Genomic DNA, 14781 nt, shown 5'->3' with positions numbered 1-14781 from the left:
AGTGCCTCTTATTGGTAAATAAAGCCGGAAACAAACCAGGCGATGAGAACGGTAGGTGCACCGGTGAGGAAGCGGCTTACCAGAACAGATGGCACACCGACGCGCACGGTGTCCTGACGAGCCTCGGCCAGCGACAGGCCTACCGGGATAAAATCGCACGCAGCCTGGGCGTTAATGGCAAACAGGGCAGGTAGTGCCAGATGCGGCGGGATATTTCCCAGACCAATCTGTACACCGATCAGTACGCCGATAACTTGAGCAATTACCGCGCCAGGTCCGAGGAAAGGCGATAGCAATGGGAATGAGCAAATTAGTGCCAGGGTCACCAATCCCAGAGGATGGCTGGCCAGCGGCGCAAGACCATGGGCTATCCAGTCACCTAAACCGGAAGCCATAATGATGCCAATCAGTGCTGAGACGAACGCCATAAACGGCAGAATGGTTTTCAGTACGGTATCAATCGTGTCGCGTCCGGACTGGAACAGCACCGCAACGGCGGAACCCATGCCCATACCGACTTTTGCCAGCAGGCCATCACTTTGTTCGGTAATCTTTTTGCTGGTGTCGTAATCGCGACCAATAGTGCTGCTTGCAGGCTGCGGCGTAGCAGATGTTTCACCGACAACGGTGATATTTTCTTCTTTCACGCCAGAGACATAGATATCTTCAACAATGTATTGTGCCAGTGGGCCGGATTTCCCGGTCGCGTGAATATTTACCGTCGGTATACGACGTTTCGGATAGATCCCGCAGCGCAACGTGCCGCCGCAGTCGATGATTGCAACACCGATTTCATTCTCGGGTGGTTCACCTTCTTTGAAGCCATCAACGGCCTGCCAGCCGGTCAAACTGGCCAGTTTGTCGACAATTGCAGGGCGTGTCCCGGCAGTGATATAGACAATTTTCTTTCCTGAAATGGCGTCCAGTTCGAGTGGGCCACCCCAGCCGCCTGTGCCTTTTTCAATACGAATACGTGTCATGATGTTGCTCCCGCCAGATGCACTTTCTGCTCAAGTTGAATGCCCATTTTTTTCTCAAAAATGGCGGTAGTGAAATCGGTCACCCAGCCACGGAAGAAGTTGGTGACCAGACCGACCAGTAAATAGCTCACGGCGAGCGGGCCAAGCGGGAGGCCCAGCGTCGTCAAGCCGCTGGCAATCCCCAGATAGACAAACAACTCTCCGGGGTTAATGTGTGGGAACAAGCCGTTCATTGAGTGGCAGCTATAGGACGCTGCTGCGTAATAGCTGGGCTTATATTTCTCTGGCATAAAACGGCCCAGGCTCAGGGTCATGGGGTTACAAAAAACGAATGTGCCGATGCACGGCAGCAGCAGATAGCGGGACAATGGGTTCCCGGCACAACGCTGGGCAAAACGTTCAATACGCTGCTGGCCAATAAAGTTAATCAGCGCATTCATGATGACCAGCAGGCTAATCAGCAGTGGAAGAATACCGGTCACCATGCCGGTAAACACTTCTCCGCCTTTCTGGAACAGCCCGATAAACCACTCAGCACCGAGTGTGATGGTGTCGATCATTATTCTCTCCTGTAGGGATTTTAGTTACCTTGCCAAACGGTAATTAATTTTAATCAGATCGAAAGGTTTAAAAGTGTTATTTTGATCTCAAAATGAAAGATAAATATTTTAATTTGAAAGTTATTGCGTGAGTGCTCGCAAATGTGCGGGTCGGAGATGAAAGGGGATGTAAATTCTGTGAAGGAGAGCGACTACCGCTTCCTTGTATGACGGAGGATGCTTTACCATACTTCCCCCAGGCTGAATTTGTTTAATGGATGTCTCATGTTCAAGCGTCGTTATGTAGCGTTACTCCCCCTTTTCGTACTGCTCGCTGCCTGTAGCAGCAAACCCAAACCTTCAGAGACTCAAACGACTACGGGTGCGCCATCCGGCGGCTTCCTGCTTGAGCCACAGCACAACGTCATGCAAACAAGCGGTGATTTCGCCAATAATCCGAATGCACAGCAGTTCATCGAGAAAATGGTGAATAAGCATGGTTTTGACCGTCAGCAATTGCAGGAAATCTTGTCGCAGGCTAAGCGGCTGGACTCAGTATTGCGTCTGATGGACCGCCAGGCACCAACGACGCAGCCGCCAGCCGGACCTAATGGCGCATGGCTGCGCTATCGCAAGCAGTTCATCACCCCGGACAACGTGCAAAATGGTGTGGCGTTCTGGAATCAATATGAAGATGCGCTGAACCGCGCGTGGCAGGTATACGGAGTACCACCAGAAATTATCGTCGGCATTATCGGCGTTGAAACGCGCTGGGGCCGCGTGATGGGCAAAACGCGTATTCTGGATGCGCTGGCGACGCTTTCCTTCAACTATCCGCGCCGTGCGGAATACTTCTCTGGCGAGCTGGAAACCTTCCTGCTGATGGCGCGAGATGAAAGTGATGATCCGCTCGATCTAAAAGGTTCCTTTGCTGGTGCGATGGGTTACGGTCAGTTTATGCCATCCTCCTATAAACAATATGCCGTTGATTTCAATGGTGATGGGCACATTAACCTGTGGGACCCCGTCGATGCTATCGGCAGCGTGGCAAACTATTTCAAAGGGCACGGCTGGGTGAAAGGCGATACCGTGGCAGTACCTGCAAATGGACAGGAACCGGGTCTTGCGAATGGCTTTAAAACCCAATACAGCATTTCTCAGCTTGCCGCTGCTGGCCTGACACCGCAGCAGTCGTTGGGGAATCATCAGCAGGCTAGCCTGCTGCGTCTGGATGTTGGCACCGGCTACCAGTACTGGTATGGACTGCCGAACTTCTACACCATCACCCGCTATAACCACAGCACGCATTACGCGATGGCGGTTTGGCAGTTGGGGCAAGCGGTAGCGCTGGCTCGCGTGCAGTAATCGCGTGTTACCGGCCTACAGGAAGATTTCGCTTGTAGGCCGGATAAGATGCGCTGGCATCGCTATCTGGCAGGTCTTATTTAGGTAACGGATCAATTTTTGGAATCCCCCTCGTAAAACGTTCTCCTCATCCCCATCTTGATTGTGAAAGTGCTATCTTGTCCGGCATATTTTTTTAACTGACAGAGGCTGAAATGACCGACAGTGAACTGATGCAGTTAAGTGAGCAGGTGGGGCTGGCGTTAAAAGCACGCGGAGCAACGGTGACAACAGCTGAATCCTGCACCGGCGGTTGGGTGGCAAAAGCCATTACCGATATTGCCGGTAGCTCAGCCTGGTTTGAGCGCGGGTTTGTCACTTACAGCAACCAAGCCAAAGCGCAGATGATCGGCGTGCGCGAAGAAACGCTGGCGCAGCATGGGGCGGTGAGTGAACCGGTGGTCGTTGAAATGGCGATTGGCGCGCTAAAAGCCGCCCGTGCAGACTTCGCCGTCTCAATTAGCGGTATCGCAGGACCCGATGGCGGTAGTGAAGACAAACCCGTGGGTACGGTGTGGTTTGCCTTTGCCAGCGTCAGCGGTGAGGGGATTACCCGGCGGGAATGCTTCAACGGTGACCGTGAGTCGGTACGTCGTCAGGCGACCGCGTATGCGTTACAAACCCTGTGGCAACAATTTCTACAAAATACTTGATACTGTATGAGCATACAGTATAATTGCCTCAACAGAACATTATCTTTCACGTTTCACGGTTTAATCCGAAAGCGGCATGACAGGAGTAATTAATGGCTATCGACGAAAACAAACAGAAAGCGTTGGCGGCAGCGCTGGGTCAGATCGAAAAGCAATTCGGTAAAGGCTCCATCATGCGCCTGGGTGAAGACCGTTCCATGGACGTGGAAACCATCTCTACCGGTTCGCTTTCTCTGGATATCGCATTGGGCGCGGGCGGTTTGCCGATGGGACGCATCGTCGAAATTTATGGGCCTGAATCCTCCGGTAAAACAACGCTGACGCTGCAAGTTATTGCTGCCGCACAGCGCGAAGGTAAAACCTGTGCATTCATCGATGCAGAACACGCGTTGGATCCTGTCTATGCGCGTAAGCTTGGCGTTGATATCGATAACCTGCTGTGTTCTCAGCCGGATACGGGTGAACAAGCTCTGGAGATCTGTGACGCACTGGCGCGTTCTGGCGCAGTCGACGTTATCGTTGTTGACTCCGTTGCTGCACTGACGCCGAAGGCTGAAATCGAAGGTGAGATCGGTGACTCTCATATGGGCCTTGCGGCACGTATGATGAGCCAGGCAATGCGTAAGCTGGCGGGTAACCTGAAGCAGTCCAACACATTGCTGATTTTCATCAACCAGATCCGTATGAAAATTGGTGTTATGTTCGGTAACCCGGAAACGACTACCGGTGGTAACGCTCTGAAATTTTACGCCTCCGTCCGTCTGGATATCCGTCGTATTGGCGCGGTGAAAGAGGGCGATAACGTGGTCGGTAGCGAAACCCGCGTTAAGGTCGTGAAAAACAAAATTGCTGCACCGTTTAAACAGGCTGAATTCCAGATTCTTTACGGCGAAGGTATCAACTTCTACGGCGAACTGGTTGACCTGGGCGTGAAAGAGAAGCTGATTGAAAAAGCGGGCGCATGGTATAGCTACAACGGTGACAAAATTGGTCAGGGTAAAGCGAATGCCACCAACTGGCTGAAAGAAAACCCGGTTGCCGCAAAAGAAATTGAGAAAAAATTACGCGAGTTACTGCTTAATAACCAGGATTCAACGCCAGATTTCTCCGTTGATGACAGTGGTCAAGACGTAGCAGAAACCAACGAAGATTTCTGATAGTCTGACGTAATCGCATATTAAAGGGCTGCATATCATGCAGCCCTTTTCCATTTCTGAAGGCTCAATATGACAGATTCAACTTCCCGCCGCTCTGCTTACTCCCGATTACTTGACCGCGCGGTGCGAATACTTGCGATGCGCGACCACAGTGAGCAGGAACTGCGGCGTAAACTGGCTGCCCCGGTGATGGGGAAAAATGGACCAGAAGAAATTGATGCCACGCCGGAGGATTACGACAAGGTTGTCGCCTGGTGTATTGAAAGCCGTTATCTTGATGATGACCGATTTGTTCAGCAATTCATCGCCAGCCGTAGCCGTAAAGGTTATGGGCCAGCGCGTGTGCGCCAGGAATTAGGTCAGAAAGGGATCGCGCGTGAGGCCATTGAGCGGGCAATGCGGGAATGTGAAATTGACTGGGCGCTGCTTGCGCGGGAGCAGGCAATCAGAAAATATGGCGACCCCTTACCTGTCGATTTTTCAGAAAAGGTTAAGGTCCAGCGTTTTTTGCTCTATCGCGGCTATCTGATGGAAGATATTCAGGCAATATGGCGAAATTTTGACGATTGAGCGCATACGGGATTTTACTTCCCAGTAAAGAAAACTTATCTTATTCCCACTTTTCGATTGCCAGAGGCGCAGTTTGCATGCCGATGCTGGTAATGACATTTCGTTAGCTTGATTTCTTCAGGATAATTATGAGCAAGAGCACCGCTGAGATCCGTCAGGCGTTTCTCGATTTTTTCCATAGTAAAGGACATCAGGTAGTTGCCAGCAGCTCCCTGGTACCCAACAATGACCCTACTTTGTTGTTTACCAACGCCGGGATGAACCAGTTCAAGGATGTATTCCTTGGCCTCGACAAGCGTAATTATTCCCGCGCAACCACTTCGCAGCGTTGCGTACGCGCGGGCGGTAAGCACAACGATCTGGAAAACGTCGGTTACACTGCACGTCACCACACCTTCTTCGAAATGCTGGGCAACTTCAGCTTCGGCGACTACTTCAAACACGATGCCATTCAATACGCATGGGAACTGCTGACTGGTGAAAACTGGTTTGCTCTGCCGAAAGAGCGTCTGTGGGTCACCGTCTATGAAACTGACGATGAAGCCTATGAAATCTGGGAAAAAGAAGTCGGTATTCCGCGCGAACGTATCATCCGTATTGGTGATAACAAAGGCGCTGCTTATGCATCCGACAACTTCTGGCAGATGGGTGATACCGGTCCTTGCGGTCCGTGCACCGAGATTTTCTACGACCACGGTGACCACATTTGGGGGGGGCCTCCGGGAAGTGCAGAAGAAGATGGCGATCGCTACATTGAGATCTGGAACATCGTCTTCATGCAGTTCAACCGTCAAGCCGACGGTACCATGGAACCGCTGCCGAAGCCGTCCGTAGACACCGGTATGGGTCTGGAGCGTATTGCGGCCGTGCTGCAACACGTTAACTCCAACTACGAAATCGACCTGTTCCGCTCACTGATCGAAGCCGTGGCGAAAGTGACCGGTGCGACCGATCTGAGTAATAAATCACTGCGCGTTATCGCCGACCATATTCGTTCCTGCGCATTCCTGATTGCCGATGGCGTTGTCCCGTCGAATGAAAACCGTGGCTATGTGCTGCGCCGTATCATTCGTCGCGCGGTACGTCATGGCAACATGCTGGGCGCAAAAGATACCTTCTTCTACAAGTTGGTTGGTCCGCTGGTGGAGGTCATGGGCTCTGCGGGTGAAGAACTGAAGCGTCAACAAACCATGGTTGAGCAGGTTCTGAAAACCGAAGAAGAGCAGTTTGCGCGTACGCTGGAACGTGGGTTGGCACTGCTGGATGAAGAGCTGGCGAAACTGTCTGGCGATACGTTGGATGGCGAAACAGCATTCCGCCTGTATGACACTTACGGTTTCCCGGTTGACCTGACGGCAGACGTTTGCCGCGAGCGCAACATCAAGGTTGATGAAGCTGGCTTTGAGGCCGCAATGGAAGAACAGCGCCGCCGTGCGCGTGAAGCCAGCGGTTTTGGCGCAGACTACAATGCGATGATTCGTGTTGATGGTGCCTCTGAATTTAAAGGCTACGAGAATCTGGAACTGAACGGCAAAGTGACCGCGCTATTTGTTGATGGTAAAGCGGTAGATGCCATTAGCGCCGGTCAGGACGCTGTCGTTGTTCTGGACCAGACGCCGTTCTATGCCGAATCCGGTGGCCAGGTTGGCGATAAAGGTGAACTGAAAGGCGCAGGTTTTGCCTTTGCCGTGAACGACACGCAAAAATATGGTCAGGCAATTGGTCATATTGGCAAGTTGTCTACGGGCTCTCTGAAAGTGGGCGATGCGGTACAGGCTGATGTGGATGAAGCGCGTCGTGCGCGGATCCGTCTCAATCACTCTGCAACGCACCTGATGCACGCCGCGTTGCGTCAGGTTCTGGGCACGCATGTGGCGCAGAAAGGTTCACTGGTCAACGATAAAGTGCTGCGTTTCGACTTCTCGCATACCGAAGCGATGAAACCTGCTGAAATTCGTGCTGTTGAAGATCTGGTGAATGCGCAAATTCGTCGCAACCTGCCGATTGAAACGAACATCATGGATCTCGAAGCAGCGAAAGCCAAAGGCGCAATGGCGCTGTTTGGTGAGAAATACGATGACCACGTGCGCGTTCTGAGCATGGGTGATTTCTCTACCGAACTGTGTGGTGGTACTCACGCCAGCCGTACGGGCGATATCGGTCTGTTCCGTATTATCTCCGAGTCTGGTACCGCTGCTGGCGTTCGTCGTATCGAAGCCGTGACCGGTGAAGGTGCTCTGAATACCGTGCATGCTGAAAGCGATCGCTTAAGCGATATTGCGCAGCTGCTGAAAGGCGATAGCCAGAATATCGGTGATAAAGTTCGTTCCGTACTGGAACGTACGCGTCAGCTCGAAAAAGAATTGCAGCAATTGAAGGAACAGGCCGCAGCGCAGGAAAGTGCGAACCTTTCCAGCAAAGCAGTTGATATCAACGGCGTGAAGCTGTTGGTCAGCGAGCTTGCGGACGTTGAACCGAAAATGCTGCGTACCATGGTTGATGATCTGAAAAATCAGCTGGGTTCTACTGTTGTTGTACTGGCAACAGTTGCTGAAGGTAAGGTTTCTCTGATTGCGGGCGTGTCTAAGGATGTGACAGACCGCGTGAAAGCAGGGGAACTGATTGGGATGGTCGCTCAGCAAGTAGGCGGCAAGGGTGGTGGTCGTCCGGACATGGCGCAAGCCGGTGGTACGGATGCTGCGGCTCTGCCGGCAGCGTTAGCCAGTGTGAAAGGCTGGGTTAGCGCAAAACTGTAAAAATTATAAGCGTAAGTCGACGCTGCGGACTTCAATCCGCAGCGTTTGCATCAACGCTGTCGACAACGATAAAGTCAGGTTGAAGTTGTGTATATCGGCTAAACTTAGGTTTAACAGAATGTGATGCCGTGACTGCTTACACTTAGGTGTTTGTCATCGCTTACTTTTTGGCGTTATATGATGGATAATGCCGGGATACAGAGAGACCCGACTCTTTTAATCTTTCAAGGAGCAAAGAATGCTGATTCTGACTCGTCGAGTTGGTGAGACCCTCATGATAGGCGATGAGGTCACCGTGACAGTTTTAGGGGTGAAGGGCAACCAGGTGCGCATTGGCGTCAACGCCCCGAAAGAAGTTTCTGTCCATCGTGAAGAGATCTACCAGCGTATCCAGGCTGAAAAATCCCAGCAGTCCAGTTACTAAGGTTTTCGCGTCTCACCTTCCTGGTGAGGCGCAACCTGATTGAGTGTCTTCTTTTCTTACTTTTCACTTCCTCATTGCTCTCTTATCTCTTTCTATACTGCTCTGACTTCTCTCTGATTCTTGTTATTCCACGTCGTTTTCTCTGCTGTGATGCTGTTATTGTCTTCTCCGATGATTTTTCTGTTCGTACATTGTCTCCGTGTAACGCCGATTTATCTGTTGATAAAACACTCTTTTTGCCGTTTTTGCAGACTAATTGCGCGTGAAATGTGCAAACGATAAAAGCTCTGGAAAAATTGTTTGACTTATAAGTCCCAGAAAGTAATATGTGCGCCACGCAGCGACGATGAGCAGAAACAAGTTCTTCGAAGCACTCGCAAGAGGCGTGTTGGTGAGGTGGCCGAGAGGCTGAAGGCGCTCCCCTGCTAAGGGAGTATGCGGTCAAAAGCTGCATCCGGGGTTCGAATCCCCGCCTCACCGCCATTTGCATCCGTAGCTCAGCTGGATAGAGTACTCGGCTACGAACCGAGCGGTCGGAGGTTCGAATCCTCCCGGATGCACCATCTTATCTGTAATAGCGTATAAGCGTTGTTACGGAAAATTGATAGCGCTTTAGCAGCGACATCAAATCTGCAGTAAAGTAAGTTTCCCTGATGCATCCGTAGCTCAGCTGGATAGAGTACTCGGCTACGAACCGAGCGGTCGGAGGTTCGAATCCTCCCGGATGCACCATCTTCTCCGAGATAACAGAAAAACTGTTGTTTCATGGTATGCGAGATAATCGCGAGTACCAGGGAGGATAACGTTGCTTCAGCAACGGCCCGCAGGGCGAGGCGCAGCCGAGTAATCCTCCCGGATGCACCATCTCTTACTTGATATCGTTTATTACGATATCAATATCGGCAGTAAAGCAAGTTTTCCGATGCATCCGTAGCTCAGCTGGATAGAGTACTCGGCTACGAACCGAGCGGTCGGAGGTTCGAATCCTCCCGGATGCACCATCTTCTCCGAGATAACAGCTAAACTGTTGTTTCATGGTCTGCGAGATAATCGCCAGCACCAGGGAGGATAACGTTGCTTCAGCAACGGCCCGCAGGGTGAGGCGCAGCCGAGTAATCCTCCCGGATGCACCATCTCTTGTTTTCTCCAATCTAGTTTCACCGATGCATCCGTAGCTCAGCTGGATAGAGTACTCGGCTACGAACCGAGCGGTCGGAGGTTCGAATCCTCCCGGATGCACCATCTTCTCCTGAATTGTTTTCTTACCTCTCCCTGAATTATTTCCTTATCTTCCCTGAACAATCCTCAATTCGCTGTCAGCGACAAAATCAATCAATTACGATAAAATAACGTCTGGTTAATCGGCTTGTGAGAAGACGATGTACGAACGTTATGCAGGTTTAATTTTTGATATGGATGGTACCATCCTGGATACCGAACCTACGCACCGTAAAGCGTGGCATGAGGTATTAGGACGTTATGGGCTACGTTTTGATGAGCAGGCTATGGTCGCTCTCAACGGTTCCCCAACGTGGCGTATTGCCCAATCGGTGATTGAACTGAACCATGCCGATCTTGATCCCCATGCACTGGCGCGTGAAAAAACCGATAAGGTTAAAAGCATGCTGCTGGATAGCGTCCAGCCTTTACCGTTGGTCGATGTTGTGAAAGCCTGGTATGGTCGCCGTCCTATGTCAGTTGGCACTGGGAGCGAAAGTGCCATTGCAGAAGCTCTGCTCACTCACCTTGGGCTGCGTCGTTATTTTGATGCTGTGGTGGCGGCCGATCACGTACAACGCCATAAACCGGCTCCAGATACCTTCTTGTTATGTGCTGAGCGTATGGGCGTCGTTCCGGCTCGCTGCGTTGTGTTTGAAGATGCCGATTTTGGGTTGCAGGCAGCGCGTGCGGCAGGAATGGATGCTGTGGATGTTCGGTTACTGTGAGTGATGGACTGTCGCTCCTCTCACTGTTTGCCAGCAGCTTTCTCAGCGCCACGCTATTACCTGGAAATTCTGAAGTTGTTTTAGTTGCCTTACTGGTTTCTGGAGCGAGTCATCCCTGGGTCTTAGTTTTAACAGCAACAATGGGTAATAGCCTTGGAGGGTTAACTAACGTTATCCTTGGGCGTTTCTTTCCGTTGCGTAAAACATCGCGCTGGCAAGAGAAAGCCACTGGCTGGCTGAAGCGCTATGGCGCAGTCACACTATTATTAAGCTGGATGCCGGTTGTGGGTGATTTACTGTGCTTGTTAGCGGGATGGATGCGCATCTCGTGGGGCCCGGTGATCTTTTTTTTATGTCTTGGCAAAGCGCTGCGCTATGTTGTGGTCGCGGCGGTTACGACGCAAGGCATTATGTGGTGGCACTAATTGTGTTGTGGAATAACCTTCAGGGTGACCAATACCATTATGCTAATTAAAACGATTTTGACAGGCGGGAGGTCAATTTGATCCCGGACGTATCACAGGCGCTGGCCTGGCTGGAAAAACATCCTCATGCGTTAGAGGGGATTCAACGCGGGCTCGAGCGCGAAACGCTGCGTGTTAATGCTGATGGTTCATTGGCAACGACAGGCCATCCTGAAGTGTTAGGCTCAGCGCTAACGCATAAATGGATAACCACCGACTTTGCCGAAACGCTGCTGGAGTTTATTACTCCACCGGGCGATGACATTCACAAAATGCTCACGTTCATGCGCGATCTGCATCGCTATACCGCCAGGAATCTTGGCGATGAGCGTATGTGGCCACTGAGCATGCCTTGCTATATTGCTGAAGGTCAGGATATCGAGCTGGCGCAGTACGGTACTTCGAATATCGGTCGTCTGAAAACCCTTTACCGTGAAGGCCTCAAAAACCGTTACGGCGCGTTGATGCAGACTATCTCCGGCGTACACTACAACTTCTCGCTGCCGATGGCTTTCTGGCAGGCGAAATGTGGCGTAACAGATAGTGATGAAGACGTTAAAGAAAAAGTGTCAGCAGGGTATTTCCGTCTGATCCGCAACTACTACCGTTTCGGTTGGGTGATCCCGTATCTGTTTGGTGCCTCACCCGCAATTTGTTCCTCCTTCCTGCAAGGAAAGCCGACAACGCTGCCGTTTGAAAAAACCGATTGTGGTATGTATTACCTGCCTTATGCCACGTCGCTGCGTCTGAGTGACCTGGGTTATACCAATAAGTCGCAAAGCAATCTCGGAATTACGTTTAACGATTTGCATGAGTATGTGGCAGGATTGAAGCGCGCGATTAAAACGCCTTCAGAAGAATACGCGGCGATCGGTCTCGAGAAAGACGGTAAGCGCCTGCAAATCAACAGCAACGTTTTGCAAATCGAAAATGAACTGTATGCGCCAATTCGTCCGAAACGCGTGACTCGCAGCGGTGAAACGCCATCTGATGCACTTCTACGCGGCGGCATTGAGTACATCGAAGTGCGTTCACTCGATATCAACCCATTCTCGCCAATCGGCGTAGATGAACAGCAGGTGCGCTTCCTCGATTTGTTCATGGTTTGGTGTGTTCTGGCAGATGCGCCGGAAATGAGTAGCGACGAGCTGCTGTGTACGCGTACTAACTGGAATCGCGTTATTCTGGAAGGGCGCAAGCCAGGTCTGACGTTAGGTATTGGTTGTGAAACGGCTCAGTTCCCGCTGCCTAAAGTGGGTAAAGATCTGTTCCGTGATCTGAAACGTGTGGCACAAACGCTGGACAGCATTCACGGGGGAGAGGAATATCAAAAAGTCTGTGACGAACTGGTTGCCTGCTTTGATAATCCTGAGCTGACATTCTCAGCGCGGATCCTGCGGTCTATGATTGATACAGGTATTGGCGGCACGGGTAAAGCGTTGGGTGAAGCGTACCGTAACCTGTTGCGCGAAGAGCCATTGGAACTGCTGCAGGAAGAAGAATTTATTGCTGAAAGTGCGGCTTCCAAGCGCCGTCAGCAGGAGATTGAAGCGGCAGATACTGAGCCGTTTGGTGTGTGGCTGGAAAAGCACGCCTGATACAAAAGAAAAAGGCCACTCGGGAGTGGCCAAAATTTCATCTCTGAAAACAGGGATGATGATAACAAATGCGCGTCTTTCATATACTCAGACTCGCCCCGGAACAAAGAGTTCAGAATATTTTAAAAAAATTTATCGGAGGTGGCTAAATGCCGTTGTTAGATAGTTTTACTGTCGATCACACCCGGATGGAAGCTCCTGCAGTCCGGGTTGCAAAAACGATGAACACCCCGCATGGCGACGCTATCACCGTGTTTGATCTGCGTTTCTGCATTCCGAACAAAGAAGTGATGCCTGAGAAAGGTATTCATACGCTGGAACACCTGTTTGCTGGTTTTATGCGTAACCACCTGAATGGTAACGGTGTCGAGATTATTGATATTTCGCCAATGGGTTGCCGTACCGGTTTCTACATGAGCCTGATTGGAACGCCGGACGAACAACGCGTAGCTGATGCCTGGAAAGCGGCAATGGCAGATGTGTTGAAAGTACAGGATCAGAATCAGATCCCGGAACTGAACGTCTACCAGTGCGGTACGTATCAGATGCACTCGCTCAGTGAAGCGCAGGACATTGCCCGTCATATTCTGGAACGTGATGTCCGCGTTAACAGCAATGAAGAGCTGGCGCTGCCAAAAGACAAGCTGCAGGAACTGCATATTTAGTCTGGGCGGGCCTGCTAAGCATTGTGCTATCAGGTCACCAAATGTCAGGCATAAAAAAGCCAGTTCATCTGAACTGGCTTTTTTTATTAGTGTGCGCCGCCGCCGCCACTGCCTGCACCGAATGGCGGTTTGGCAAACCACACCAGGCCGAGTAGCACGAGGAAGATCCCAGCAGACATCCAGAAGATTTCGTTAGCAGAAATAATCAGCCCCTGGTTGGTGATTTGCTGCGCCAGCCAGCCGGATGCCTGTTCTTTGGTCATCCCTAATCCCTGCAGCTGGTTATACATAGCCTGCGCATTAGGGTTATAAGGGTTTACTGACTCCGTCAGTTGCGCATGGTGCAGCGACTCACGGCTAGTCCACATCGTTGTGGTGATCGACGTACCAATAGAACCCGCCAGTGTTCGCGTAAAGTTAGACAGGCTCGATGCTGCCGCCATACGTTCAGGCGGTAAACCCGATAGCGTGATGGTGGTCAGTGGCATAAAGAAGCAAGCTACCGCGAACCCCTGAATAAACTGCGGCCAGGCCGATGCACCAAAATCCATACCGGGCTCGAACGTCCACGCACGCCAGTAGAAACAGACGGCATACATGATGAAGCTGAACGTGACCAGCCGACGCATATCCAGCTTGTGTGCGAAACGGCCGATAATCGGCGACAGGATCACTGGAATCACCCCAACCGGTGCAGACGCCAGACCTGCCCAGGTTGCCGTATATCCGTACACCTCCTGCAATAACTGCGGCAACAGGACGATTGCGCCGAAGTAGAGCATATAGGCCAGACTGATACACAGACAGCCGATGGTAAAGTTACGCGACTTAAACAGCGAGAGATCGACAATGGGGTGCTCGTCGGTAAGCTCCCAGACGATAAGGAAGCTGATTGCCACCACGGCGACAACCGTCAGGATGATAATTTCCTGTGAGGCGAACCAGTCCAATTCTTTGCCGCGATCGAGCATAATCTGCAAACTGCCGATACCAATGACCAGCAGCGCCAGACCAATGGCGTCGATACGCCGCTGCTCGGTTTTGGTTTCCCGACCGCGCAGCGTTTGCAGCGTCATCAATACCACTACAGCACCGATTGGCACGTTGATGAAAAATATCCAGCCCCAGTGATAGTTGTCGCTGATATAGCCCCCAAGAATGGGGCCACAGATCGGGGCAACAATCACCGTCATCGACCAGAGCGCGAGGGCAATGGAGCGTTTGGCGGGAGGATAGTTATTCAGTAACAGGCTTTGCGATAGCGGGATTAACGGACCGGCGACAATACCCTGAATGACGCGGAAGAAAATCAGCATATTCAGGCTGGTGGACATCCCACATGCCCATGACGCAATGACGAAGGCGATAGTTGACCACATGAATAGTCGTACTTCGCCAACGCGTTTTGCCAGCCAGCCGGTGATCGGAATAGAGATAGCATTCGCCACCCCGAATGAGGTGATCACCCAGGTTCCCTGGCTCAGTGAAGAGCCGAGGTTCCCGGCGATAGTGGGGATCGCCACGTTAGCAATGGTGGAGTCCAGCACCTGCATGAATGTCGCCAGGGACAGCGCAATCGTCATAATGACGAGCTGCGCGCCTTCCAGCGGTTTTTGCTGTTGCAT

The 14781-nt window shown here is 51.6% G+C and carries 13 protein-coding genes and 5 tRNA genes; 15 read left to right on the top strand and 3 right to left on the bottom strand.

What is annotated here, in order from left to right:
• Positions 1-8 precede the first annotated feature (8 nt).
• Together srlE and srlA are read right to left on the bottom strand one after the other, a co-directional pair.
• Positions 9-980, bottom strand: coding sequence for a PTS glucitol/sorbitol transporter subunit IIB (srlE, locus tag NNO08_RS12900; RefSeq protein ID WP_271441817.1), 972 nt, complete (start codon positions 978-980; stop codon positions 9-11).
• Complete coding sequence (srlA, locus tag NNO08_RS12895; protein WP_003825953.1) at positions 977-1540, bottom strand: PTS glucitol/sorbitol transporter subunit IIC; 564 nt, start codon at positions 1538-1540, stop codon at positions 977-979. Before srlA ends, srlE begins: the two co-directional genes overlap by 4 nt.
• 264 nt (positions 1541-1804) lie before the next feature.
• Here srlA and mltB point away from each other — a divergent pair, with 264 nt between their 5' ends.
• The 15 genes from mltB to luxS all read left to right on the top strand — a co-directional run bounded on the left by mltB (position 1805) and on the right by luxS (position 13156).
• Positions 1805-2884 carry a lytic murein transglycosylase B gene (gene mltB, locus NNO08_RS12890; protein ID WP_271456863.1) on the top strand — a complete coding sequence of 360 codons (1080 nt, stop codon included), beginning with the start codon at positions 1805-1807 and terminating at the stop codon, positions 2882-2884.
• A gap of 194 nt (positions 2885-3078) precedes the next feature.
• Entirely contained in the window at positions 3079-3576 is a 498-nt protein-coding gene (pncC, locus tag NNO08_RS12885) for a nicotinamide-nucleotide amidase (protein WP_271449800.1), read from the top strand.
• Between the two features lie 92 nt (positions 3577-3668).
• Positions 3669-4733, top strand: coding sequence for a recombinase RecA (recA, locus tag NNO08_RS12880; RefSeq protein ID WP_271441820.1), 1065 nt, complete (start codon positions 3669-3671; stop codon positions 4731-4733).
• A 69-nt stretch (positions 4734-4802) separates the two neighbouring features.
• Positions 4803-5303, top strand: coding sequence for a recombination regulator RecX (gene recX / locus NNO08_RS12875; protein WP_271454179.1), 501 nt, complete (start codon positions 4803-4805; stop codon positions 5301-5303).
• A gap of 128 nt (positions 5304-5431) precedes the next feature.
• The gene (gene alaS, locus NNO08_RS12870; RefSeq protein WP_271456862.1) at positions 5432-8059 is read left to right on the top strand and encodes an alanine--tRNA ligase; all 2628 of its coding nucleotides are present in this window, start codon (positions 5432-5434) and stop codon (positions 8057-8059) included.
• Positions 8060-8297: 238 nt separating this feature from the next.
• Positions 8298-8483 (top strand): carbon storage regulator CsrA, encoded by a 186-nt coding sequence (gene csrA / locus NNO08_RS12865; protein ID WP_000906486.1) that lies wholly within the window; start codon positions 8298-8300, stop codon positions 8481-8483.
• Between the two features lie 390 nt (positions 8484-8873).
• Positions 8874-8966 (top strand) — tRNA-Ser (locus NNO08_RS12860).
• Positions 8967-8969: 3 nt separating this feature from the next.
• Positions 8970-9046 (top strand) — tRNA-Arg (locus tag NNO08_RS12855).
• Between the two features lie 92 nt (positions 9047-9138).
• Positions 9139-9215 (top strand) — tRNA-Arg (locus tag NNO08_RS12850).
• Between the two features lie 192 nt (positions 9216-9407).
• Positions 9408-9484 (top strand) — tRNA-Arg (locus NNO08_RS12845).
• A 164-nt stretch (positions 9485-9648) separates the two neighbouring features.
• Positions 9649-9725: transfer RNA gene (locus NNO08_RS12840), tRNA-Arg, on the top strand.
• 137 nt (positions 9726-9862) lie between these two features.
• Entirely contained in the window at positions 9863-10429 is a 567-nt protein-coding gene (yqaB, locus tag NNO08_RS12835) for a fructose-1-phosphate/6-phosphogluconate phosphatase (protein ID WP_040232255.1), read from the top strand.
• Positions 10426-10854: a YqaA family protein gene (locus tag NNO08_RS12830; RefSeq protein ID WP_271441824.1), complete on the top strand. Its 429-nt coding sequence runs from the start codon at positions 10426-10428 to the stop codon at positions 10852-10854. The genes yqaB and NNO08_RS12830 overlap by 4 nt, the downstream gene beginning before the upstream one ends.
• 77 nt (positions 10855-10931) lie before the next feature.
• Positions 10932-12491: a glutamate--cysteine ligase gene (gene gshA / locus NNO08_RS12825; protein WP_271456861.1), complete on the top strand. Its 1560-nt coding sequence runs from the start codon at positions 10932-10934 to the stop codon at positions 12489-12491.
• Positions 12492-12640: 149 nt separating this feature from the next.
• The gene (luxS, locus tag NNO08_RS12820; RefSeq protein WP_005130532.1) at positions 12641-13156 is read left to right on the top strand and encodes an S-ribosylhomocysteine lyase; all 516 of its coding nucleotides are present in this window, start codon (positions 12641-12643) and stop codon (positions 13154-13156) included.
• An 86-nt stretch (positions 13157-13242) separates the two neighbouring features.
• On the opposite strand, the gene emrB is transcribed toward luxS, so the two are convergent.
• Entirely contained in the window at positions 13243-14781 is a 1539-nt protein-coding gene (gene emrB, locus NNO08_RS12815) for a multidrug efflux MFS transporter permease subunit EmrB (RefSeq protein ID WP_061068443.1), read from the bottom strand.

Origin of the sequence: Citrobacter sp. Igbk 17, from assembly GCF_028069775.1 — a bacterium.
Classification (GTDB): domain Bacteria; phylum Pseudomonadota; class Gammaproteobacteria; order Enterobacterales; family Enterobacteriaceae; genus Citrobacter.
The sequence above is the reverse complement of the archived record's forward strand: the minus strand, read 5'-3'. Positions and strand labels throughout refer to the sequence as shown.

Excerpts from the sequence above, each read along its gene's own strand:
- srlE (WP_271441817.1), bottom strand. The coding sequence starts at position 980 with ATGACACGTATTCGTATTGAAAAAGGCACAGGCGGCTGGGGTGGCCCA.
- mltB (WP_271456863.1), top strand. The coding sequence starts at position 1,805 with ATGTTCAAGCGTCGTTATGTAGCGTTACTCCCCCTTTTCGTACTGCTC.
- recX (WP_271454179.1), top strand. The coding sequence starts at position 4,803 with ATGACAGATTCAACTTCCCGCCGCTCTGCTTACTCCCGATTACTTGAC.
- yqaB (WP_040232255.1), top strand. The coding sequence starts at position 9,863 with ATGTACGAACGTTATGCAGGTTTAATTTTTGATATGGATGGTACCATC.
- srlA (WP_003825953.1), bottom strand. The coding sequence starts at position 1,540 with ATGATCGACACCATCACACTCGGTGCTGAGTGGTTTATCGGGCTGTTC.
- emrB (WP_061068443.1), bottom strand. The coding sequence starts at position 14,781 with ATGCAACAGCAAAAACCGCTGGAAGGCGCGCAGCTCGTCATTATGACG.
- csrA (WP_000906486.1), top strand. The coding sequence starts at position 8,298 with ATGCTGATTCTGACTCGTCGAGTTGGTGAGACCCTCATGATAGGCGAT.
- recA (WP_271441820.1), top strand. The coding sequence starts at position 3,669 with ATGGCTATCGACGAAAACAAACAGAAAGCGTTGGCGGCAGCGCTGGGT.
- pncC (WP_271449800.1), top strand. The coding sequence starts at position 3,079 with ATGACCGACAGTGAACTGATGCAGTTAAGTGAGCAGGTGGGGCTGGCG.
- luxS (WP_005130532.1), top strand. The coding sequence starts at position 12,641 with ATGCCGTTGTTAGATAGTTTTACTGTCGATCACACCCGGATGGAAGCT.
- alaS (WP_271456862.1), top strand. The coding sequence starts at position 5,432 with ATGAGCAAGAGCACCGCTGAGATCCGTCAGGCGTTTCTCGATTTTTTC.